This is a genomic window from Roseburia faecis (assembly GCF_001406815.1).
Taxonomy (GTDB): domain Bacteria; phylum Bacillota; class Clostridia; order Lachnospirales; family Lachnospiraceae; genus Roseburia; species Roseburia faecis.
Window position 1 is genome coordinate 1 of the sequence record NZ_CVRR01000023.1, and the last position, 20765, is coordinate 20765.

Annotated in this window: 27 protein-coding genes and 14 tRNA genes; 28 read left to right on the plus strand and 13 right to left on the minus strand. The window is 42.0% G+C overall.

The window, feature by feature from the left end; translation table 11 throughout:
* Positions 1-132 precede the first annotated feature (132 nt).
* From M72_RS09335 to M72_RS09455, 25 genes are all read left to right on the plus strand, one after another.
* Positions 133-204, plus strand: a tRNA-Asn gene (locus M72_RS09335).
* Positions 205-243: 39 nt separating this feature from the next.
* Positions 244-315: transfer RNA gene (locus M72_RS09340), tRNA-Glu, on the plus strand.
* A 46-nt stretch (positions 316-361) separates the two neighbouring features.
* Positions 362-434, plus strand: a tRNA-Thr gene (locus M72_RS09345).
* A gap of 11 nt (positions 435-445) precedes the next feature.
* A tRNA-Ile gene (locus M72_RS09350) sits at positions 446-519 on the plus strand.
* Between the two features lie 50 nt (positions 520-569).
* Positions 570-643: transfer RNA gene (locus M72_RS09355), tRNA-Asp, on the plus strand.
* 29 nt (positions 644-672) lie between these two features.
* Positions 673-745, plus strand: a tRNA-Val gene (locus M72_RS09360).
* A gap of 5 nt (positions 746-750) precedes the next feature.
* Positions 751-834, plus strand: a tRNA-Leu gene (locus M72_RS09365).
* A gap of 32 nt (positions 835-866) precedes the next feature.
* Positions 867-940, plus strand: a tRNA-Arg gene (locus M72_RS09370).
* A gap of 93 nt (positions 941-1033) precedes the next feature.
* A complete protein-coding gene (gene pdxR, locus M72_RS09375; RefSeq protein WP_022046806.1) occupies positions 1034-2149 on the plus strand; it encodes a MocR-like pyridoxine biosynthesis transcription factor PdxR in 1116 nt (371 codons plus the stop codon).
* 113 nt (positions 2150-2262) lie between these two features.
* On the plus strand, positions 2263-2448 hold the full coding sequence (locus M72_RS17150; protein WP_176694780.1) for a hypothetical protein: 186 nt from the start codon (positions 2263-2265) through the stop codon (positions 2446-2448).
* Between the two features lie 261 nt (positions 2449-2709).
* Complete coding sequence (locus tag M72_RS09385) at positions 2710-2904, plus strand: hypothetical protein (RefSeq protein ID WP_022046808.1); 195 nt, start codon at positions 2710-2712, stop codon at positions 2902-2904.
* Positions 2905-3010: 106 nt separating this feature from the next.
* Positions 3011-3340, plus strand: a complete 330-nt coding sequence (locus tag M72_RS09390) for a rhodanese-like domain-containing protein (RefSeq protein WP_022046809.1) — start codon at positions 3011-3013, stop codon at positions 3338-3340.
* A gap of 50 nt (positions 3341-3390) precedes the next feature.
* Positions 3391-4575, plus strand: coding sequence for a THUMP domain-containing class I SAM-dependent RNA methyltransferase (locus M72_RS09395; RefSeq protein ID WP_055068028.1), 1185 nt, complete (start codon positions 3391-3393; stop codon positions 4573-4575).
* Positions 4576-4578: 3 nt separating this feature from the next.
* Positions 4579-6282 (plus strand): lectin like domain-containing protein, encoded by a 1704-nt coding sequence (locus M72_RS09400; RefSeq protein ID WP_055068029.1) that lies wholly within the window; start codon positions 4579-4581, stop codon positions 6280-6282.
* Position 6283: 1 nt separating this feature from the next.
* Positions 6284-7336 carry an N-acetylmuramoyl-L-alanine amidase family protein gene (locus M72_RS09405; RefSeq protein WP_055068030.1) on the plus strand — a complete coding sequence of 351 codons (1053 nt, stop codon included), beginning with the start codon at positions 6284-6286 and terminating at the stop codon, positions 7334-7336.
* A 1-nt stretch (position 7337) separates the two neighbouring features.
* On the plus strand, positions 7338-7931 hold the full coding sequence (locus M72_RS09410) for an XTP/dITP diphosphatase (protein WP_055068031.1): 594 nt from the start codon (positions 7338-7340) through the stop codon (positions 7929-7931).
* Between the two features lie 92 nt (positions 7932-8023).
* On the plus strand, positions 8024-8554 hold the full coding sequence (locus tag M72_RS09415; RefSeq protein WP_055068032.1) for a DUF4367 domain-containing protein: 531 nt from the start codon (positions 8024-8026) through the stop codon (positions 8552-8554).
* Positions 8555-8564: 10 nt separating this feature from the next.
* Positions 8565-9020, plus strand: a complete 456-nt coding sequence (locus tag M72_RS09420) for an RNA polymerase sigma factor (RefSeq protein WP_055068033.1) — start codon at positions 8565-8567, stop codon at positions 9018-9020.
* Positions 8956-9567, plus strand: coding sequence for a hypothetical protein (locus M72_RS09425; protein WP_141652721.1), 612 nt, complete (start codon positions 8956-8958; stop codon positions 9565-9567). Before M72_RS09420 ends, M72_RS09425 begins: the two co-directional genes overlap by 65 nt.
* Before the next feature lie 100 nt (positions 9568-9667).
* Positions 9668-9742, plus strand: a tRNA-Pro gene (locus tag M72_RS09430).
* Between the two features lie 6 nt (positions 9743-9748).
* A tRNA-Gly gene (locus M72_RS09435) sits at positions 9749-9819 on the plus strand.
* A 27-nt stretch (positions 9820-9846) separates the two neighbouring features.
* Positions 9847-9920 (plus strand) — tRNA-Arg (locus M72_RS09440).
* Positions 9921-9975: 55 nt separating this feature from the next.
* Positions 9976-10049, plus strand: a tRNA-His gene (locus M72_RS09445).
* Positions 10050-10074: 25 nt separating this feature from the next.
* Positions 10075-10146: transfer RNA gene (locus tag M72_RS09450), tRNA-Gln, on the plus strand.
* 21 nt (positions 10147-10167) lie between these two features.
* Positions 10168-10240, plus strand: a tRNA-Lys gene (locus tag M72_RS09455).
* Between the two features lie 198 nt (positions 10241-10438).
* Here M72_RS09455 and M72_RS17155 read toward each other — a convergent pair.
* The 6 genes from M72_RS17155 to M72_RS09480 form a co-directional block, all read right to left on the minus strand.
* Positions 10439-10591 (minus strand): hypothetical protein, encoded by a 153-nt coding sequence (locus M72_RS17155; RefSeq protein ID WP_176694781.1) that lies wholly within the window; start codon positions 10589-10591, stop codon positions 10439-10441.
* A gap of 9 nt (positions 10592-10600) precedes the next feature.
* On the minus strand, positions 10601-11518 hold the full coding sequence (locus M72_RS09460) for a tyrosine-type recombinase/integrase (protein WP_055068035.1): 918 nt from the start codon (positions 11516-11518) through the stop codon (positions 10601-10603).
* Between the two features lie 84 nt (positions 11519-11602).
* Complete coding sequence (locus M72_RS09465) at positions 11603-13201, minus strand: hypothetical protein (protein WP_055068036.1); 1599 nt, start codon at positions 13199-13201, stop codon at positions 11603-11605.
* A 281-nt stretch (positions 13202-13482) separates the two neighbouring features.
* Positions 13483-14100 (minus strand): zonular occludens toxin domain-containing protein, encoded by a 618-nt coding sequence (locus tag M72_RS09470; RefSeq protein ID WP_055068037.1) that lies wholly within the window; start codon positions 14098-14100, stop codon positions 13483-13485.
* Between the two features lie 8 nt (positions 14101-14108).
* A complete protein-coding gene (locus M72_RS09475) occupies positions 14109-14372 on the minus strand; it encodes a hypothetical protein (protein WP_055068038.1) in 264 nt (87 codons plus the stop codon).
* Between the two features lie 10 nt (positions 14373-14382).
* Entirely contained in the window at positions 14383-15906 is a 1524-nt protein-coding gene (locus tag M72_RS09480; RefSeq protein WP_055068039.1) for a hypothetical protein, read from the minus strand.
* A 64-nt stretch (positions 15907-15970) separates the two neighbouring features.
* Between M72_RS09480 and M72_RS09485 the strand changes: the two genes are divergently transcribed.
* Complete coding sequence (locus M72_RS09485; protein WP_055068040.1) at positions 15971-16267, plus strand: hypothetical protein; 297 nt, start codon at positions 15971-15973, stop codon at positions 16265-16267.
* Positions 16268-16393: 126 nt separating this feature from the next.
* Here M72_RS09485 and M72_RS16840 read toward each other — a convergent pair whose 3' ends face one another.
* The 7 genes from M72_RS16840 to M72_RS09505 all read right to left on the minus strand — a co-directional run bounded on the left by M72_RS16840 (position 16394) and on the right by M72_RS09505 (position 18773).
* Positions 16394-16558, minus strand: a complete 165-nt coding sequence (locus tag M72_RS16840; RefSeq protein ID WP_141652722.1) for a major coat protein — start codon at positions 16556-16558, stop codon at positions 16394-16396.
* Between the two features lie 20 nt (positions 16559-16578).
* A complete protein-coding gene (locus M72_RS17160; protein WP_176694782.1) occupies positions 16579-16719 on the minus strand; it encodes a hypothetical protein in 141 nt (46 codons plus the stop codon).
* Positions 16716-16955: a hypothetical protein gene (locus M72_RS09490; protein ID WP_055068041.1), complete on the minus strand. Its 240-nt coding sequence runs from the start codon at positions 16953-16955 to the stop codon at positions 16716-16718. The genes M72_RS17160 and M72_RS09490 overlap by 4 nt, the downstream gene beginning before the upstream one ends.
* Positions 16955-17302, minus strand: coding sequence for a hypothetical protein (locus M72_RS09495; RefSeq protein WP_055068042.1), 348 nt, complete (start codon positions 17300-17302; stop codon positions 16955-16957). The genes M72_RS09490 and M72_RS09495 overlap by 1 nt, the downstream gene beginning before the upstream one ends.
* The gene (locus M72_RS09500) at positions 17295-17618 is read right to left on the minus strand and encodes a hypothetical protein (RefSeq protein WP_141652723.1); all 324 of its coding nucleotides are present in this window, start codon (positions 17616-17618) and stop codon (positions 17295-17297) included. The genes M72_RS09495 and M72_RS09500 overlap by 8 nt, the downstream gene beginning before the upstream one ends.
* A 35-nt stretch (positions 17619-17653) precedes the next feature.
* Positions 17654-17851, minus strand: coding sequence for a hypothetical protein (locus M72_RS16845; RefSeq protein ID WP_206541823.1), 198 nt, complete (start codon positions 17849-17851; stop codon positions 17654-17656).
* Positions 17852-18233: 382 nt separating this feature from the next.
* Positions 18234-18773 carry a hypothetical protein gene (locus M72_RS09505; RefSeq protein ID WP_055068044.1) on the minus strand — a complete coding sequence of 180 codons (540 nt, stop codon included), beginning with the start codon at positions 18771-18773 and terminating at the stop codon, positions 18234-18236.
* A gap of 163 nt (positions 18774-18936) precedes the next feature.
* On the opposite strand from M72_RS09505, the gene M72_RS09510 reads away from it, so the two are divergent.
* Complete coding sequence (locus tag M72_RS09510) at positions 18937-19287, plus strand: helix-turn-helix domain-containing protein (protein WP_055068045.1); 351 nt, start codon at positions 18937-18939, stop codon at positions 19285-19287.
* Positions 19288-19522: 235 nt separating this feature from the next.
* Positions 19523-20587, plus strand: coding sequence for a GGDEF domain-containing protein (locus M72_RS09515; protein WP_055068046.1), 1065 nt, complete (start codon positions 19523-19525; stop codon positions 20585-20587).
* Positions 20588-20765: the final 178 nt, after the last annotated feature.

The following is a 20765-nucleotide window of genomic DNA, read 5'->3' on the forward strand; positions in this document are numbered from 1 at the left end:
ACAAGGTAGATAGGGCAGAGGTGGAAGTGTGGCAACACATGGAGCTGACTGTTACTAATAGGTCGAGGGCTTGATTAAAAAAAGCGGTTAAATCTGTATGAAGTTTTGAAAGTATATACTTTCAATTGATAATCCTCGATAGCTCAATGGTAGAGCACTCGGCTGTTAACCGAGTTGTTGTAGGTTCGAGCCCTACTCGGGGAGTTATTTTATGTAAGATGTTCTTATGTAAGAGATAAATATGGCTCCATGGTCAAGCGGTTAAGACATCGCCCTTTCACGGCGGTAACACGGGTTCGATTCCCGTTGGAGTCACTGACTGTAAAGCTGATACTCAGCTGAGCATCAAAAGAGCTTATTCGCCGATGTGGCTCAATTGGCAGAGCAGCTGATTTGTAATCAGCAGGTTATCGGTTCGAGTCCGATCATCGGCTTTTTCTTTTTTGGACCATTAGCTCAGTTGGTTAGAGCAACCGGCTCATAACCGGTCGGTCCTGGGTTCGAGTCCCCGATGGTCCATTTTTTTACTTGAAATACTCGATAATATATGTTATAATGTTCAACGATCTGGCCTAGTGGCTCAGTTGGTTAGAGCGCCGCCCTGTCACGGCGGAGGTCACGGGTTCGAGTCCCGTCTGGGTCGTTTTAGTAATTGTTTTACAATTACGGTATGGGATCTTAGCTCAGCTGGGAGAGCATCTGCCTTACAAGCAGAGGGTCACAGGTTCGAGCCCTGTAGGTCCCATTCATGCCGGCGTGGCGGAACTGGCAGACGCGCAGGACTTAAAATCCTGTTGTGGTGACACAGTACCGGTTCGATTCCGGTCGCCGGCATTACACTATGATTTATAGTGTTAAGTAAATATGTGTGCGTAGCTCAGCTGGATAGAGCACTTGGCTACGGACCAAGGTGTCGGGGGTTCGAATCCTCTCGCGCACGTATGAAAAAAGGAGCAAGACGTAAGTCTTACTCCTTTTTTAGTATTCCAGCACGTAAAAGTTCAAATATAAAAGAAAATGACGGGAGAAGAATATGCTTACTTACAATCTGGAACAGAGAAATGATGAACCGAAATATTATTATATATATAAAATGATCCGACGGGATATTGAGCGTGGAAAACTGAAAAAAGGAGAAAAACTTCCATCCAAGAGAAGTCTGGCGGAACACCTCGGAATCAGTCTGATCACGGTAGAGAATGCGTATCAGATGTTAAAAGATGAAGGGTATATAGAACCGAGAGAACGCAGTGGATATTATGTATGTGAAATACATGTAATCGGAGAAATGAAAGAGCAGAATCAGCAACTGCATATGCTTCCCGAGATACCGGAAGAAATCGAAGATGGACGATTGCAGAATGCAGCACTTTCCAGCTTCCCATATTCTCTGTATTTTAAAACTGTGCGAAGTGTTATTACAGAATATGGAGAAGAATTGCTGTATCGTTCACCAAATGAGGGCTGTGCGATTCTGCGAAACAGTATTGCATCCTATCTGCTGCGTTACCGGGGATTATTTGCGCAGCCGGAACAGATTATTATCGGATCGGGAGCGGAACATCTGTATGGTACGGTTGTGCGTATTCTTGGAGCGGATAAGATTTATGGAATTGAAGATCCGTCCTATCATCAGATCCGGAAAGTCTATGAGGGAACGGGTGCGGTCTGTGAAATGCTGCCTATGGGGGAAGATGGAATCAGGAGTGATGTGCTGGCGCAGACAAGGGCGGATGTGCTGCACGTGACACCATTTCACAGTTTTCCGTCCGGGGTTACGGCAACCATAGGGAAGCGATACGAATATCTTGAATGGGCAAGAGAAAAACATCATTTTATTGTGGAAGATGATTTTGACAGTGAGTTCTTTATGCCTGGTAAGCCGGTAGAGACATTGTTTATGCTGGATGACAGCAGTTCGGTCATATATATCAATACATTTTCTAAAAGTTTGTCACCGTCCATTCGTATGGGATATATGATTTTGCCGGAGAGACTGATGGAACGTTACAAAAAAACTTCCGGCGGATTTTCCTGTACCGTACCGGTATTGGAACAGTATGCGCTGGCAGAATTTATCAATAAAGGATATTTTGAACAGCATCTGAGCCGGGTACGGAGAAAACAAAATCATAAAATGGAAGTATAGGGTTGACAGATTTATATGCAGATTGCCAATCAGTTTCGGACAGATATCCTGGCCGGTAAATATGCACAGGGAGAATATCTTCCATCCATCTTATATTTGGAGCCGGAATGCCTTTGGAAATCGGACTGCATTTTTTTATCCCAAAGGGATTCATTCATCCACTGGTGGCTATTGTGGCAGATATTGTACTGGTTCTGACCGGAGGAGTGATACAGTATGGACTTATGAAGCTGTTTTATAAGTTTCCACTGTCAAAAGTAGCCTTTGGTGCGGCTATCAAACGGGAAATGAATGCATAAATATAAATGAAAGCATATGAAGAAAGTAAAAGAGCCGGTCGTCTGACCGGCTCTTTTGAGGGGAGTATAAATAATTAATAAGAGGTATAACATTGAAAAGAAGAAAAAACTTCTTTTCAAAAGTTATTATAATGGATTGCGGTATGGATTGCAATCAAATAATGAATATTTTCTCGAAAAGTTGAGAAACTATTCCTGTACTAAATAATTGTATTCGTTGAACCATGCAGTTTTTGGGGAAACGTTAAAGGAGGAAAAAGTATGTCAAAAAACAGTACAGGAACAAACAGTGCAACAAATCGCAGTGGGAGCAATCGTGTCTCTGATTGTTATTCCAACAAGTCTGAAAACAGAACATCCAATAAATCTGTGAATAAGACATCAGACAAGACAGAAGACAGGGTATCAGATAAGGCAGGAGATGTGTCTGATTCCGCATCTGATAATATGCGATAGGCAGAAACAAAATGCATAAAATTGCATAATATAATAAAAAACAGATTACACGAAGGACAGCGTGTAATCTGTTTTTTAATGAAAACGGCATATTCTGGAGGATATTGTGAAAGATTTTGAACTGATTTACGCATCGCAGCTGAGGGCAAAACAAAGGGAGAGCAGGGCACTGGTAATTGATATCCGTGACAGGAAAGAGTATGAGAGCGAACACTGGCCGGGGGCCGTCAGCTATCCGTATGATCAGCTGGAACGAGGAACTGCCCGTCTGCCGAAAAACCGCAAGCTGATTTTGTACTGCGACCATGGGGGAGGAAGCATGCAGATGGCGCGTATGCTTGGGGAACAGGGGTATCATGTGGCAAGTGTGGTTGGTGGTTATGAGGCGATGAAAAAAATTTCGAAAAACTATTTTAAAAATCGTGAGAATATGTAACAATAGAACTGCAGACCATGCAATACATTATAGTAGAAAAGAGAATATTTATGGATACATATGAATTGGTTGTACCGTGTCATTTTGGACTCGAGGCGGTAACAAAAAGAGAAATTTATGATTTAGGATATGAAATTACAAGAGTAGAAGATGGCAGAGTGACATTTGCGGGAGATGCGGAAGCCATATGCCGTGCAAATATATTCCTTCGCAGTGCAGAAAGAGTGCTGTTGCAGGTAGGACGTTTTAGGGCAACAACATTTGATGAACTGTTTGAGGGGATAAAAGCTCTGCCTTGGGAAGACTATATTCCAAAGGATGGAAAATTCTGGGTAAAAAAGGCATCTTCTATTAAAAGTAAACTGTTCAGTCCGTCGGATATTCAGTCAATTGCAAAAAAGGCGATGGTAGAGCGTCTGAAGAATGTATACCGGCTGAACTGGTTTCCGGAGGATGGAGCACCTTATCCGGTACGCATTTTCCTGTTAAAGGATGAGGTAATGGTTACACTGGATACTTCCGGGGATTCCCTGCACAAGAGAGGCTATCGTCTGATGACCAGCAAGGCTCCGCTGACGGAGACGCTGGCAGCAGCACTGATTATGCTGACACCGTGGAAAAAGGATCGTATTCTGGTAGATCCGTTTTGCGGAAGTGGAACGTTCCCGATTGAGGCAGCCATGATTGCAGCAAATATTGCACCGGGAATGAACCGGCAGTTTACCGCAGAGCAATGGAAAAATCTGATTCCGAAACAGTTGTGGTATGACACGGTAGAAGAGGCACAGGATCTTATGGATGCAGATATCCAGGTAGATATTCAGGGATATGATATCGATGCGGAAGTGGTGAAAGCAGCCAGAGAGAATGCAAAGCGTGCGGGCGTGGATCATCTGATTCATTTTCAGCAGAGAGCGGTTGCGGATCTGCATCATCCGAAAAAATATGGGTTTGTCATTACAAATCCGCCGTATGGAGAGCGCCTCGAGGAGAAAGAGGATCTTCCGGAGCTGTATACGCAGATCGGACAGGCTTATGCAGGACTTGACAGCTGGTCACTGTATATGATTACCAGTTATGAGGATGCGGAGCGTTATATAGGAAGAAAGGCAGATAAAAACAGAAAGATTTATAATGGTATGATAAAAACCTATTTTTATCAGTTTATGGGGCCAAAACCGTCGAAACGCAGAGAAACAGCAGAGAAAACGATCGAAAGGAAGGAACAGCAGTAATATATGAAATACTCGAAACGGTATATTGCGTTTACAATTGTGCTGGCGCTGGTTTTTATTTTAAAATTTCAGATTCTGGGCGTGGACAATGCACAGGTGGGACGGTTCCGCGGAGGAGAACTGGATACACAGGTATGGAATCCGATGGTGGCAAAGGAAGTCAACGGGCAGACCATTCATGCCGTAATCGATAACCAGACTTACAATAACAGTAAATCGAAATTTTACATGGACAAAAACCGCAATATTATGGTTCCTGTCAGCATGTTGCGGGATGCGCTGAATTGCAGTGCACATGTGTACGATAAAAAACGTCTTCTGGTGGAAAAACACAGTCAGTCCGTATCGATGGATGTGGGTCAGAAAAAGGCGTATTTAAATGGGGATGAAGTAGATATTTCATCCGCTTTAAAGGAAGTCAGAGGCCAGCTGGTTGTCAGTCTGGAAGATCTGTCCAACCTGTTAGGTTACAGTTGCAGTTTCGATATCGCAAGTAATACAATTACGGCATCCGATAAAGATACTTCTGCGATTGTTCCGGCTTCCTATGATTTAAGGGAGCGTGACCGGGTATCAACGATATACAATCAGGGTTCCTATGGTACGTGCTGGGCGTTTGCCGCAACCAGTGCCTTGGAGTCTTCCCTGCGACCGGAGGAAAAAGTTAATTTTTCCGTGGACCATATGAGTATGAGCAATTCTTTTCATGCCAATCAGTATGATGGCGGAGAATATACCATGGGAATGGCTTATCTGGCAGCATGGCAGGGACCGGTCTATGAGAAGGACGATCCGTATGGGGACGGGATGACGGATGATTCGCTCAAAGCAGTGCGTCATGTGCAGGAAATGCAGGTTATTGACGGTAAAGATTACGAAGGAATAAAAGAAGCGGTATTTAAATATGGCGGTGTGGAATCTTCCCTTTACAGTACCATAAGAAGTTCACAGGGGAGTTCGGTGTATTATAATCAGAATACAAGTGCGTACTGTTATATTGGTACGGAAAAACCGAATCATGATGTAGTGATCATTGGATGGGATGACAATTATTCGAGATCCAATTTCAATACTCCGCTGGAGGGAGACGGTGCGTTTATCTGCCAGAACAGCTGGGGAGATGGATTTGGAGAAAACGGAATTTTCTATGTGTCCTACTACGATACGAATATTGGTACGCATAATGTGGCATATACGCGGGTAGATGATGTACATAATTATGATCACATCTATCAGAGTGATCTGTGCGGCTGGGTTGGAAAATTAGGATATGACAGTGACCAGATTTACGGGGCGAATGTGTTTGAGGCAAAAGGGAGCGAAACATTGTCTGCTGCTTCTTTTTATGCGACCGGTGCAAACACACAGTATGAAGTTTATGTGGTGCACGATTTTGAAAATGAGAAGTCTTTTGCGCAGAGAGAACAGCTTGCATCCGGAACGTTACAGAAAGCGGGATATTACACCGTTGATTTTGATACAAAGGTTTCCCTGAAAAAAGGGGAACGTTATGCCGTGCTGGTATACCTGAAAACACCCGGAACCAAACATCCGATGGCAATCGAATATGATACCGGAGAGAAAATTTTACAGGGTGTGGATCTGGATGACGGAGAGGGTTATATCAGTTTAAATGGAAAAAACTTTGTAAACGTAAAAGAGAAAAAAGATTGCAATCTTTGCATTAAAGCATTTACGAGGGATTAAGATGGACGAAATCGTTTTAAAGTGGGTGACAGTACTGTCGGGAATCCTGACGGTGATTGTCTGCGTGTCGGTTTTCTTTTTCCCGGATATACATGAACGGGCTGTTCTGGCAGCCGAGCAGCAAAAGGAAGTCGGCGGAGGAAATCTGATCGCTACAACGGCGAATCCGAAAGCGGTGGTGGAGCAGTCAAAGGATCTGAACGCGCAGCTTAAGATTGCTCTACCGGAGGGAATTTCAAAAGCAGATGTAGAAATTGAAAATGATTATGTGACGCAGACCATTTATATCAAATTTGCGGGCGGTGTGGATGATTATTTCGAGCAGTATGCCATCAAGGGAAGCAGTGATCATATAGCATCCATGGCTTATTATAAGGATAAGGAAGAGGGCGTGATCGCACTTCAGCTGGATCAGGTGTATGAACTGAAAAACCGGTTCAAAAAGGGAAGCCTTTACATTGATTTTATTGATCCGCACGATATCTATGATAAAGTCATTGTGGTGGATGCCGGACACGGAAGCCACGCAGCAGGTGCCGTAAAACTTGGAATTTCTGAAAAAAGCCTTAATCTGGCGATCGTACAGCAGTTGAAAAAACTGTTTGATGAGGATAAACGCAGGATCAGGGTGTACTATACACGTACATCGGATACGAATCCGACGCTGGATCAGAGGGTTCAGCTGGCAAATAAGGCAAATGCAGATCTGTTTATCAGCGTACATAACAATTCGGATGCAACCGGAAACTTTACCAAAGTGAAGGGAACCCAGGTAATGTACAGCGAATCGGATGACGCAAAGTTGTCGAGTAAGAAGCTGGCGGAGATTTGCCTGAAAAATGTCGTGGATACGACGGGCAGTGAGAACCGGGGGCTGCTAAAAGGAGACAGTATCTATATTATCCGCACAAGTAAGGTGCCGGTGGCACTGATTGAGGTAGGATTTATGACAAATTATAAGGAACTGGATCTGCTGAACAGTACAAGTTATCAGAAAAAGGCAGCTGAGGGTATTTATAACGCAATCAATGAAGCATTTCAGGAGGGATATTAAATTGACAGAGATTATTTTTGCAACGGGAAACAAGGATAAAATGCGTGAGATTCGTGAGATTATGGCGGATTGTGATGTACATATTGTATCCATGAAGGAAGCCGGCATCAGGGTGGATATTGTGGAAGATGGAACTACTTTCGAGGAAAATGCAAAGATCAAAGCACGGGCCGTGGCTGCACATACGGATGCGATTGTTCTGGCTGATGATTCCGGACTGGAAATCGATGCACTGAATAAAGAGCCGGGTGTATATTCTGCCCGTTATATGGGAGAGGATACTTCTTACGATGTGAAAAACAAAAATCTGATTGACCGTCTGGATGGCGTACCGAAAGAAAAACGTACCGCACGCTTTGTCTGTGCGATTGCGGCTGTCCTTCCGGATGGAAGGGAACTGGTGACCCGTCAGACGATGGAAGGATATATCGGCTGGGAACCGGAAGGGGAAAACGGCTTTGGGTATGATCCGATTTTTTATCTGGATGAATACGGATGCTCATCGGCAGCGATTTCTCCAGAACAGAAGAATGCGATCAGTCACAGAGGCAAGGCATTGCGTGCGATGAAAGAATTACTGAAAAAAGAAATTTAAAAAAGAATGAAACATTTTTACCATCTGATCTGTATAGTAAGTAGAACAGCAAAAAAGCTGTGACACACATACGGAAAGGATGGTAATTTATTATGAAAAAGAAACTGGTTGTATGTATATTATGCGGGATGATGGCAATGTCGGCGTTGACCTGTGGTATTGGCAGTGTATTTGCGGCGGAGAGTCCGGAAACACCGGTAATTTCCGCACAGGAGGGAGAGCAGATTCCGAATCCGTGGAAGGAATACACTTCTGTGAAAGATGCAGAAAATGCAGTGGGATTTTCCGTAAAGCTTCCGAAAAAGATCAGTGGTTATACAAAAGATATGATTCAGGCAGTCGACGGATTAGTTCTGCAGGTATTTTACAAAAGCGGGGATAAGGAGATTTTAATCCGTAAGGCGCTGATATCACAGGGAAAAGATATCAGTGGGGATTACAATGTTTATGATGTGACAAAGAAAGTGTCTGTCAAAGGGAAAAAGAGAAAGGTTACGATCAAAGGAACGGAAAAGAAGAAAAATCTTGCGGTATGGAGTGACGGAACCTATTCCTATTCTTTGTATACAAGTGCAGGAATGAGCCAGAAAGCACTGATCAGACTTGTAAAACAGGTACAATAGGAGTAAAGATATGGTAATTTGTCTGGAACGGACAATTTTCTGGCAGGAGCGGCTGCATGTTGCAGCCGCTGACTGCTGGCGGATATGCAGACAGCATCTGTTGCAGATGGCTGTAAAACAGGAGAAACAGGACGAGAGGGCAGCGGTCAACCAGAAAGCGGAAAAGCTTCTGAAAGATTACGGAAACAGTATTTTGCGGATGGCATATGCTTATTTACATAATATGAGCGATGCAGAGGACATCCTGCAGGAGACTCTGATAAAATATCTGCAGACAGCGCCTGTTCTGGAGAACCCGGCCCATGAGAAGGCATGGCTTCTGAAAGTGGCTGCCAACCTGAGCAAAAACCGGATTGATTACAATCGTATCCGGCAGACCGATGAGCTGGAGGAAACGCTCGTTGCAGAAAAGCGAGAAGATCTGCGTTTTGTGTGGGAGGCAGTACGCGCGCTCCCGGAAAAATAATATTGTTCCGATGCGGCTGGCACGTCGTATTCTTCCGTTTGCTGCATGTGTAGTGATTGTTGTGGCGGGGCTTGCAGTTCCGCAGATCCGGCAGAAAATTCCGCAAAAACCGCAAAAGCCGGGAGAAGAAAAACCGGCGGTAGAGGGCGTATATGCGCCACAGGAGGTAGCATCGGCCGAAAAACTGACGGATGCGGTGGGCTTTCCGGTCAGGGATATTGCTTCGCTGAAAGAAAAAGCAACGGATCGTTCCTATGTGACATATGGGGATGGACTGGCAGAGATCACATATCGCTGGGATTCACAAAGTATCTGTTTCCGGCAGTCACAGGGGCAGGAGGATAATTCCGGTGACTATACGCACTATGCAGAAGAAAAATTGATTGTTGTGGGAAAATATTCTGTCACTTTCAAAGGACAGGAAAAAGGCAGTTATATGCTTGCAACCTGGTCGGATGGCACATATTCTTTCTCTGTATCTGCCACGCAGGCATTGAAAAAAGCCGAGTTTCTGGGGCTTATTGAGGAAATTGAAAAAAATATTTGAAAAATTCAAAAAAGTTGTTGACTTTATTGCCAGGCTATACTATAATCTATCTTGCGTCACGGATGAGACACAAACAACACGGACGCAACAACATAGCCTTCGGGGTGTGGCTCAGCTTGGCTAGAGCGCCTGGTTTGGGACCAGGAGGTCGCAGGTTCGAATCCTGTCACCCCGACTACATGCGGGTGTAGTTCAATGGTAGAACACCAGCCTTCCAAGCTGGATACGTGGGTTCGATTCCCATCACCCGCTCTGATATTGCGAAAGCGATATTGATGAGTGTTCGTAGCTCAGCTGGATAGAGCAACGGCCTTCTAAGCCGTGGGTCGGGGGTTCGAATCCCTTCGAGCACATGCGCGTTCCTGCGAGCGATGTTAGCGCTCTAAATGGTACGATAACATCTCTATGGTGGGTATAGCGCAGTTGGTTAGCGCGCCAGATTGTGGCTCTGGAGGCCCAGGGTTCGAATCCCTGTATCCACCCTGTTGCGGTAGCAACTATCATTGTTGGGCTATCGCCAAGCGGTAAGGCACAGGATTTTGATTCCTGCATTCGTTGGTTCGAATCCAACTAGCCCAGCTTGCTTAAAAATTAAATTATGGGATACTAGCTCAGTTGGTAGAGCACTTGACTTTTAATCAAGTTGTCGGGGGTTCGAATCCCCCGTGTCTCACTAAGAACTTTTTATTATATGTTTTAATATAAATAAAAAGTAAGGACTTCCAAGAATGGAAGTCCTTTTTTGTTGTATCTCATTTTTTCTGCAGCAACCGGAACCAGGAAAAGAAATTGTAATACATTTCAAAATGTATCTCACAAATCAAAGCCGGTTTTCCTGATCAGCGCCGCAGCCATTCAACATTGAGATACATTACACATGGAGCAAAGAAGCGCGAAGCGAACAATTGACTTTATAAAAAAGATTCGCTTCAAATTCTGACTTTGACCAGAAGTAGCAAAAACCATCCACAGGATCAACGACTACATATTCATCCAATGTTATAGTAAATTCTTTTATATCCATAATTCCTCCTTAATACCCAGCCTGAAAAAATACTGGATCTAATCTGTATATATCGCTGTGCAACATCTTAGCTTGTTGGGCGAGATGTAAATACATTTTAGTTGTTGCATAATCACTATGTCCCAACATCATACGCAAAAACTCCAAATTGCCGCCGCCAATAATAAAAGACGTTGCAAATGTGTGTCGGAGCAGGTGCGGATGCAGCCGATCTATACCGGCTCTCTTTTTTAATCTGGCAAAAACCATTTTCACAGACGTTTCTGTTATCGGTTCAGCTGTTCCAACCTGAGCAAACACCGGAAAATCATCTTCCGGTGTGTAAGCCCGATATTTGATCAAATAATGGTAAAGCATCCGTTTCAACTTCAGACACAGGAACACTGTCCGGAATTTATCCCCTTTACCTTTAATCGTCAGGTAATTGAGTTTGAAATTGATTCCCTTAAATGTCAGAGACACCACATCACCGAGACGGAAACCAGCATCCAGCATCAAATGGATAATGCAAAGGTTACGAAGTCCGGATTCTGTTTTATCATTATAACAACCGTCAATTTCATCAACTTCCCATTGCGTAAGAGGAAGCACCGGAGCATTGTCTTTTTTCAGAAATTTTACTTTCCGGAGAACATCAGCAGAACAATACCCTTCATCAATGCAATAATTTAAAAACACCTTTGCTGCTCTGAAATAAGTATTGATAGAAGTATTTTTACATCCTGTCCCCCGGAGCTGGGAAAGATATGCAAGCACCAACTCCCGAGAAATTACATCACACTCGATCAGATCAGGCACTGATCCGAGCTGATCGGAAAGAAAATCAACAAATTTCTGCACATTGAACCGATAATATACAATAGACTGTTCAGAGCAGTAGGACTCATGATCAACGAGAAATAAGTTAAAAGCCATCTGTACATTCATATAAAAACCCTCCTTATCAGGAGATATAACCACCACTTTGCAACATTCGCCTTTACATTTTGGCTTTTTCATGTTATAACAAAGCTAAGAGTTGAAAATTATATCTCCGGTATTTTTATCAATAATCATAAGGTTACTGGAACGCTTAACAGCATTTTTCATTGTGTCCGCTAATTCATCCGAATTGAATTGGCGGATTTTCTTTGTTTTAAAACGAATTGCATCTTCAACATCATTATCGTTTAGCATACAAAGCGCCTCAATACAATCCCTCAAAGGATCATCACTATTAATACCACGGGTATAAATACCATATGTTATAGCAGATTTAACAGCGCGAGCTTTCACAACTTCACTATTCAGTTTTCTTGTATACGTTCTAACAAGTGATTTCTGATCATCCGGTATAAATGCATCCGTAAGTTTACAGCTGCGGAGTGCTTTCCAGAAAGGACACAAATCACGGCGAGATTTATTTGAATCATTTTTTCCGGGTTCATGGGGTTCAACTAACCGTAAAACTTTACTTGTAAGATAATCACAAATGAGTTTCCAGTTGTCAAAATAATCATAAACACGTTTTCCCTCTCCCTTAGACGAATTATCAAAGAAAGGTAAAAGTTCATATGTTTTTGTATGTTTCCTCATTGTCTGGAACTCCACATTCATAATCAAATTAACAGGCGGAGTAAGCAGATCAGCGAGCTTATGAAGTGAATCCGGCGAAATATCTTCTTTTTTTGTTAAAATCCTGCGGCATTTCTCAACATAATGTTTTTGACGTCCAAATTCTGCATAATACTGCAATCGACCATAATCTAAAGCTTTCCAACTGTGTTTTAAAAATGCGTACTCATAACAATACATATCATATCTGTTAATAAGTCCATTGAACAACCAAACTTTAAAAAACCATGGTTTATAACCTTTTTCAACTACTTCCTTTGATTTCAAATAAATTCGAATAAAAATTTTATCAGATCGCTTTCCGATAGCAAGATAATCAATCTCAAAATCTTCTGATCCCTTTTTGGAAGTATGTAATAATGCATCTTTAAAACGATCCACACGCATTTTATAGAAGTTTTCCGGACTGAAAAACTTTTCCGGGTTTTTTAAATAGTTAGAGTGCCAACAATAGTCCACACGGTTCTCCTGGACAAAATCAATTTCAAGTCCAAAATAATCTGCAATCGCTTTTACATACTCATAAGAACGTTCATAAGCTATATGAACCCCATACATCCAAAGCATATAACTACGAATCTGCACCACACATTCACAGGTTACTGAATCACCATTATCAGAAGAGTGCGGAACTTTTGGAGCGAAAAAGATATCAAATAACTCCGGACATTCCAAACAAATGTTGTACCATCCGGCATAACTAAAAGGTTTGTAGTTCAAAGCACTAGGCAGACCATCAAAGAAAAAGGGCACACCAGACGAATAGTCATTCAGTTTTTCCCATTCCTGACCAATCGCATCAAACTTCCTGCGGAAGCGTTTCACACTCAAGTCCTTAGAATCATTTGTAAAATCATTTTTGAACTTGACGGAATAATAAAATGTATCAATGTTGTGAAGAAACTTTTTTTGCTTAAAATCAAACCAGTATGTATTTTCAACCTCATCAAACTCATTGTATATAAAAGATTTTTTAATATACAACTTGTCAATCAAAATAACCACCTCCATGTAAAAATATTTTTTCGTAGAATTGCAATTCTACGAAATTACAAAAATGGGTTCAAAGTAAGTATTCATCAGAGTTTAGCAAGAATTAGTTGTGTATTTTCAGACCACGTATTACAGCCCCGTGGTCACACCCCGGGCAAGCCGCGCCGCGGGTCCCCCTCAATCCCCCGCGTCACATCTTGTCCGGGGCGTGCCGTTCTTCGTTGTATCTCAAAAAATTTTCCTGGCACCAGAAGCGCCGGACTTTTTGAGATACACAAAATAAATCAACTAGGAGCGGAGAAAAGAGCATAAGTATCGTAAATGGAATAAAACTTTTTTCGTGCTACGAAAAATTCTGATCCAACTTTCTCTTTCATGGGGTACCATACTTTCACGGCTACAAACAACTTGCCACCAGCAAAAAGGGAAAGAAACTTCCCGGCAACTCCGAAGTTACTGACTTTACGATGCACCCACTCATATTCGATCAAAGACCGGATCTGACGGTCAAGCATCCTGTCAAACTGTGCCACCAATATAACCTCATAGCCAAGTTTTCGATGCTGGGTGAAAAAACTACACCATGCAGCCCGGTTCTTTTGCCCCCATTCCCTGGCATTAAACATGATCTGGCACTCATCGATCACTAACAAAATCTCTCCTTCCTTAACTCTCCGTCCCACGTATTCAGAATAGTTACGGGAAAACGTTATTAAACGCTCAGGGGTAAGGAAAGCGTTATCAATATACAGGAAAGAACCTTTCGGTTTACTTATGCTGCTAAAATCACAGGAGAAGTTGCCGATGATCGGAGCAGGGCGGTATTGCATCCAATGATATAACCGGGATGCCAGATGCAGGGATTTCCCTGCACCCGGTGTTCCAGAATAAAGAGTAATCATAAAACCTCCTACATAAGGGGTGTAATTTCTGTAACAGTTGTCACAGCTTTTCGGGCAAATTTCAAGATAATCCATGCCGTTACAGCGACAAGCCAGCCCTCCGATATTACGATAAAGGCATCAATAGGTACAAAATAGTTAATATAAGGTAGATATTCGCTAAACTCGGACACACCAAGATAAGCAAGAAATGGACTGGTTGGTAAAATTTTAAAAACTAAACCAACGCAAAGCACGAGCATGGCAAATATAATTCCGTAAAGTAGTTGCATAAAATCACTCCTAACTAAATAATTTAGATATCCTGATTGTCATAAACATAAGCGCCAGTATATAAAAGATCTGCATCCCATAGCGAAACAATTTAATATATTTAGCATATTTAGACAGATCGACATCAACTTTGAATGTGTAATTAATAGATTTAAAATAATACTTAAAATGAAAAACGGGCGGAGCTTTTTCTGCACTCATGCCTTTGATCAGATTTACAATGTCAAAAGGAATACAGAAAGGGAATAATTTCGTTATATCTCCATATTTCCCCAGCTTATCAGCTATACCACCTCCACCACCGCCTCCAGATCCGGCATCATCCGGATCAATCAGCTTACCAGTCTCCGGATCAATAAGTTTTCCCGTTTCCGGATCAATGTCAAGACCAGTCTCCGGATCAATAACATTTCCGGTTTGCGGATTAATAATAGGATTCCAAGCAGGTTTCCTTTTTTTATCCTTATCTTTGTCTTTGTCAGGCTTCGGTTTTTCAGGATCTTTAGGATCTTCCGGCTTTTCCGTTGTTTCGGTTTCTTCCGTTCCATCCGGTTTTTGCGGAGTTTTAGGCTTAAACGGGATTATACCCGGAAGCCAATCGGGGTGCTCATCTGGATCGGGTTTTTGACCAGGTGCTTCACCTGGCTTAACAATACGAAATTCATCAGGAATATCTGGGGACTTAATCCACGGCTTCACGTCTGGGACTTCAGCCGGGCAAGCTCCGGCGGACACTTGCGCACTTACAACATCAGCACCAGTAAAAGCACCGCCTTTAACAATCCAAGATGTCACACCATATATACAACCATCATATTTATGACAAGACTTACTATAAGGCTGAACCCACACTTGAGAAAAACCCGGTAAAACTTCATTACCCTTAGAATCTAAAACATAAATATAACCAGATTTAGACAAATAAAGATTTGAAGAAGAGCAAAAAACTATATATCGCCCCGCTGAATCAATAACAATATTTAATATCGAACCGGAAAATACAGATCGAGCAACTGATTTCAAATAATCAACATCTTCAAAATCAGATGAAGCACAAGTCCAAGCCATTAACTCCTCATAAACTACATCAACAGATGATGTATCAAATTGATTTACAGCATTTGAATACTTAGCCTGATACCCAAACACATCCTTAAGCATATCAAACAGATCCTGCGACATAGAAATACCCTTTTCCGTAGCAGTATTTACAAGATTTTTCAGCTCTTTCACAGCAGCTTTCCCGGCATCAGAATATAACTTCCAGTGTACTTTTGCGGCATTATCAACAAATGATGTGAAATTATTCCATGCCTGCTTACCTGTCACACCATGATTCTTGATCTGATCATCAGATACTTTCATATCATAACCGCACATAGAGTAAAGTGTATTCATCAAATCCCAATAGGTTACATATAAATATTCCTCCATGCCTGTAGCCTTAGCAGTGTCATAGCTGGAAAAAACAACACCAGCGACAATAAACAACGACAGCAGAACAGGGACAATCTTTTTAAAAAAATGTTTCATAAAAAATAACCCTCTCGTATAATTATTATGTACATGGTATAATCAAAACAGGAGGGGTTTGATTATGCCAGATGAACATGACAAAGAGTACTGGCGCGAGAAGTACGCACCGAAAAAACATTCAAAAACCTATTTGAAACGAAAATACAAACCGAAACGCCATAGTCAGGAATACTATGTTCGGAAGTACGTCTTCGGGCAGGATGTAAAAACACCCATGGAAGAAATACGACAGAAGCGCAAAAAGAAACCAGAACCGGACAGAGCAGATTTCTGGAACTACCTGGACGAACCGGGAAAAATCATGATTATGATTTTGGTTGTCGTTTACGTTTGTTATAAGCTTTCATTATGTTTTTGATGTATCTCAATTTTTCAGCAGAAAATCCGGATCAGCGGAGCAGCAACAGAGGGCATGAGATACAAAAAAGGGTAAGGGCACTTGAAATCCCTTACCCTTTTTAGAGTGATAACTATTTTCCAAAAACTACGCCTGCGCGGTGAGCTTCTTGAAAACTTTAATGCCGATTGTAACGGCAAGCACTGTGCCAATGATACCCAGCGCATAAGGCGCAGATGCGGTAATCATGGACGTAACATCCGTCTGGACAGTAGAAAAGGCTGTCTTCATTGCACTTGAAATAGCTTCCATAGGTAACCTCCTTCTGATGGTCAAGCCATCTTAAAAAATTTTATTATGCTATAAATCGCGTAGCCTATGCCCCACGATATAAAGCCGAGAACAAAACCTGCGGATATTCCGGCGGCAATAACTGTTAAATATGTAGAAAACATATCATTATCAAAATTCATGTCTGCCACCTCCGCGATAATATATGAAATATGATAAGCCCTACCAACATTGACAGGACGAATAAAAGAGCAACATTGTAACTCATCTTTGAAGCCAAAACTTCCGGCGTATCAATCACCTGAACAGTCTCAGAAGATACAATATCATCTGATCGGCTTTCCTCTGTAGAGCCGTCAACAGTAGGAGAAGCAGCCGGAGCAGTTTCCTGATTTTCCAAAATTTCGGTTTCATTCATTACTTAGCTCCTTTCCCAGAATCTTTCGGGGAAATAACAGCAGCGTCAACAAAGTCCACATCCACCAGTTTAAGGACTGGCTTTCCATCAGATCCGACAGTCATTTCAAAAGTGCCGTCGTAAATACCGGGAACATAGCTGACTTTATGTAACTTGTCCTCCGAAAGAAACGATTTACCGCGTCTAGTTCCGGATACTCCGTCAGCGGAAACGGTAGGTTCTACCTGTTCCCCGTGTTCGCCGTAAAAAAGAAACTCCATGGATACACCCTTGACGGCATCCCTTGTTTCAGTTGCTTTCATGTCTACAAGTCCCGAGTAATACAGAAAAATTCTAAATTTATTCATTGTCAATCTCCTTTATATTGTTTTCTACTTCTTCAATTCTTTGCAAGGAAAGCCCCGCATCCTTAAGATGACATTTCAGGTCATTCAAAGATTTTGAAGCAGCTTCAAAAGAATTGAGAAAATAATCAAAATTCGTTAATTGTGAAAATACTAAATTTTGTTTCTGTTGCTGTTTCCTGATTTGTTTATCCAGCCGTGCAAGCTCTTTCTTCCGTTCTGATTCACCTTTTTTTGCTTCGAGGATTATATTTTCAAATTTTTCGTTAAATCCATTCCCAGCCTGCTGTTCGATGTAATCATAAACTTCCTGTGTCAACCGCACGGATTTCGCTATACTTTTTTTTACCAGCGTTAAGACTCCTTTCTATATTCTGCGATCTGATCCAGAATCAACACCGTATGATCGGCTAAACCGTTCCGGATCTTACCGCCACTGTTTAAATACCAGGCCGCCTGCAATATATCTATCAGGCGGCGGCTCTCATAGCCCGGCACCCAGACCGCGCGCAGGGTATGACCGCATCCTATAACATTATCTATTAGAACCAACCGATACCGATTGGGGGAGCATTTCTCGTAACTCCAACACAGATCCATCCCACTACCTCTCAAAATCGCTATGCATATGTGCAAAAACTGCATTCCGTCTATGCATATCCTATGGATAAGCTGTTTATATCCCGGGATAACGCACCCCATCAAGTCCCCCGGGAGGTGAACTTGCTGGTGTGCTGTAGCGCGTTACCCCGGGATATAAACAAGCTTACCCACAAGGATACGCACAAGACTACAAAACTGCAGCTTTTACACATACACACAACGACTACGGAGACCGCGGACATGTACCTTTGGTTGTCTTTCCTCGGCAATAAATCGGTATCAGTCGGTTAAAAAGACTTAAACCAAGGATGCGCAAAGAGAAGAACGCGCGTCAGGGTGCCGGTCCGTGAGAGCCGCCGCTTTTGAAAAAGTTATCCCAAGCAGAGGACTGACAAGGGAACTCACTGTCGTAAATGTCCGGAACAAAGAAACACCGACCATCTACACAGGATGGACAAAGTCTGCATTTTGCGGACATCGCCGGGAAAATATCCTCTGAAACGTCAGCCAGAGCATCAGCCGAAGCATCAGCCAGAGCATCAGCCGGAACATCAGCCGGAGCATTAGCAGGAGAATCAACCGAAGTATCGACCGGAGCATCAGCAGGAGAATCAACCGAAGTATCGACCGGAGTATCAGCTTCAAAAGATATCCAACCTTTAACACTTACTAAAAACCGCGAAAGAACAACGGCATAATGATCACGATTAGAACGAGCAGATTCACAAGCAGATTTAAGAGCATTCCACTCATCATCATCAACCTCAATAGAATTGCACATAGCATCCTGAGCCGCCAAATATGCAGAATCAGCAGTTTCAAAATCCGCTAAAAATTCAAAAAAAGTATCATTGGTAATTTCTAATTTCATAGCAGCACCTCCATGAAAAAACCTAATGTAAAAATTTTTTAGTTATGATATACTAGAGGTAAAAATAAAATGTATCTCAATTTTGTTAACCTCTAATAGTATAATAACAAAATCGAGATACAATGTCAAGAAAATTATCAAAATTTTGCTAAAAAGGAGAGAAATGTTTTACGAAAACCTAGACAAGATTTTAAAAAAGAAAAATCTAACACTAAACAAACTAGCAAAAGGCACCGGAATAGCCCAATCACAAACAACAAAATGGAAAAAAGGTTTTTTACCTGGAAGCGAAATATTAATAAAAGTATGCAAATACTTAGAGATATCCAGTGACTACCTATTAGATCTTAATCCAGAAGCACCACCAACCCTAACCGATCAGGAACAAGAACTTCTGGAACACTTCCGACAATGCAGCCCAGGAGAGCAGGACAGCATTTTACTACTGGCAAATGCCGGAGCGGCAAAAGCCGAACAAGAAAAAGAATCATCAAATTCAAAAAACGTAGGGTAAAAGATATCTAAATTGAAATAACATAGATTAGTAGAAATTTTTGAACTTAAAATCGAAAACAATAACATATAACACAAAAGATTCTTTTATTATGGTGAAAAAGACAAAGATAACTTTTAATCAAGTTGTCGGGGGTTCGAATCCCCCGTGTCTCACTGGAAGATCTATAGTGGTTTGCTATAGGTCTTTTTTTATGCTAAGAAGTATACAAAGTGGATAAAAAGAGGGTATACCTATGGATAAACAAAATTTTTATCAGGAAAAGTATGAGTATTATAGAACTTTGAATTTGTGGGCTGTGTTCGGAATCAGTATTCCATCAATCGGATATTTTTTCTCGGATTGCTATCTGCTGGGTGGATTTTCCACTGAAACGCTGATCTCACGATCTGCAATTATCATTCCATTTCTCATTTATTTAATTTTGAATAAGTATACGAAAGATTATCGGATTATGGTACCGATGAGTTATGCGATTGGGCACAGTGTAATGTGGTGTACGATCTGGGCATGTACCTATCTGGATGACCTGAGTTTTGCATGTGTAGGATTTTTTATCATTCTGTTTATTTTTATGGCATTTGGCATTGCAGCACCGCTTCCATATGAGGTTATAGGACATGGGCTGTTGTTTGTGGATATTGCGATTGCAAATACTTTTTTACACTATCCGGATTACGTGATGATGTTTCTTCTGGGAATCCCGTTGTATATCGGAATTTGTGTATTTGATGTGGCAATGGAAAAAACATACCGGGATCAGGTTGCCTTGAAATTAAAACTGGAAGATCACCTTCGGCATGATGCACTGACGGGAGCGTATAACCGTAATGTGTTTGAGTCATTAGTTGGGGAAAATCACACGTTTATCTGCGCAAAGGGTGAGTATATGGCGATCGCAATGTATGATCTGGACAAGTTTAAGCGTATTAATGATATGTATGGACATTCGGCTGGAGATGAAGCATTAGTTGCGGTATCGGAAGCTGTGAGGTCCAGATTATGCGAGGACGAGATTCTGGTCCGCTGGGGAGGGGAAGAGTTTATCGTCATCATGAAACAGAATGAGCGGAGATTTGAGGAACATGCGCAGGAAATCCGCGAGGCTGTGGAACAGTTACAACTGGAAACCGGAACGGTTACGATTTCGGTGGGAGTGGCAGAGTGCAGCAAAGAAAATTATCAGGAGACAATTAAACATGCAGATACTGCATTATACAGGGCGAAGAATATGGGGAGAAACCGTGTAGTGATGTACTGCAGCGAAATGGACTCCGCAGATAACGGTTATTGTGGATAAATCAGATGATAAAAGAATCCAAAAGGTATCATCAATCATATCTTTTGACCGGAACAACTTATGAGATAAAATAAAAAGGGAGCGGTGACGCTCCCTTTCAGACTGTAGACAAAGTCCTCGGCTTTTTGCCGGGGATTTTTCTGTATTAAAGAGGCTAAAAGTCAGTATTTTCAAGACT

What these genes read in the sequence shown, in the direction of transcription:
- pdxR (WP_022046806.1), top strand. Translation starts at nt 1,034, where the DNA reads ATGCTTACTTACAATCTGGAACAGAGAAATGATGAACCGAAATATTAT.
- M72_RS16840 (WP_141652722.1), bottom strand. Translation starts at nt 16,558, where the DNA reads ATGGAAGCTATTTCAAGTGCAATGAAGACAGCCTTTTCTACTGTCCAG.
- M72_RS09485 (WP_055068040.1), top strand. Translation starts at nt 15,971, where the DNA reads ATGCCAGATGAACATGACAAAGAGTACTGGCGCGAGAAGTACGCACCG.
- M72_RS09470 (WP_055068037.1), bottom strand. Translation starts at nt 14,100, where the DNA reads ATGATTACTCTTTATTCTGGAACACCGGGTGCAGGGAAATCCCTGCAT.
- M72_RS09420 (WP_055068033.1), top strand. Translation starts at nt 8,565, where the DNA reads ATGGTAATTTGTCTGGAACGGACAATTTTCTGGCAGGAGCGGCTGCAT.
- M72_RS09395 (WP_055068028.1), top strand. Translation starts at nt 3,391, where the DNA reads ATGGATACATATGAATTGGTTGTACCGTGTCATTTTGGACTCGAGGCG.
- M72_RS09505 (WP_055068044.1), bottom strand. Translation starts at nt 18,773, where the DNA reads ATGAAATTAGAAATTACCAATGATACTTTTTTTGAATTTTTAGCGGAT.
- M72_RS09495 (WP_055068042.1), bottom strand. Translation starts at nt 17,302, where the DNA reads ATGAATAAATTTAGAATTTTTCTGTATTACTCGGGACTTGTAGACATG.
- M72_RS09400 (WP_055068029.1), top strand. Translation starts at nt 4,579, where the DNA reads ATGAAATACTCGAAACGGTATATTGCGTTTACAATTGTGCTGGCGCTG.
- M72_RS09490 (WP_055068041.1), bottom strand. Translation starts at nt 16,955, where the DNA reads ATGAATGAAACCGAAATTTTGGAAAATCAGGAAACTGCTCCGGCTGCT.
- M72_RS17160 (WP_176694782.1), bottom strand. Translation starts at nt 16,719, where the DNA reads ATGAATTTTGATAATGATATGTTTTCTACATATTTAACAGTTATTGCC.
- M72_RS09415 (WP_055068032.1), top strand. Translation starts at nt 8,024, where the DNA reads ATGAAAAAGAAACTGGTTGTATGTATATTATGCGGGATGATGGCAATG.
- M72_RS09480 (WP_055068039.1), bottom strand. Translation starts at nt 15,906, where the DNA reads ATGAAACATTTTTTTAAAAAGATTGTCCCTGTTCTGCTGTCGTTGTTT.
- M72_RS17155 (WP_176694781.1), bottom strand. Translation starts at nt 10,591, where the DNA reads ATGGATATAAAAGAATTTACTATAACATTGGATGAATATGTAGTCGTT.
- M72_RS09460 (WP_055068035.1), bottom strand. Translation starts at nt 11,518, where the DNA reads ATGAATGTACAGATGGCTTTTAACTTATTTCTCGTTGATCATGAGTCC.
- M72_RS09510 (WP_055068045.1), top strand. Translation starts at nt 18,937, where the DNA reads ATGTTTTACGAAAACCTAGACAAGATTTTAAAAAAGAAAAATCTAACA.
- M72_RS09385 (WP_022046808.1), top strand. Translation starts at nt 2,710, where the DNA reads ATGTCAAAAAACAGTACAGGAACAAACAGTGCAACAAATCGCAGTGGG.
- M72_RS09405 (WP_055068030.1), top strand. Translation starts at nt 6,284, where the DNA reads ATGGACGAAATCGTTTTAAAGTGGGTGACAGTACTGTCGGGAATCCTG.
- M72_RS09475 (WP_055068038.1), bottom strand. Translation starts at nt 14,372, where the DNA reads ATGCAACTACTTTACGGAATTATATTTGCCATGCTCGTGCTTTGCGTT.
- M72_RS09515 (WP_055068046.1), top strand. Translation starts at nt 19,523, where the DNA reads ATGGATAAACAAAATTTTTATCAGGAAAAGTATGAGTATTATAGAACT.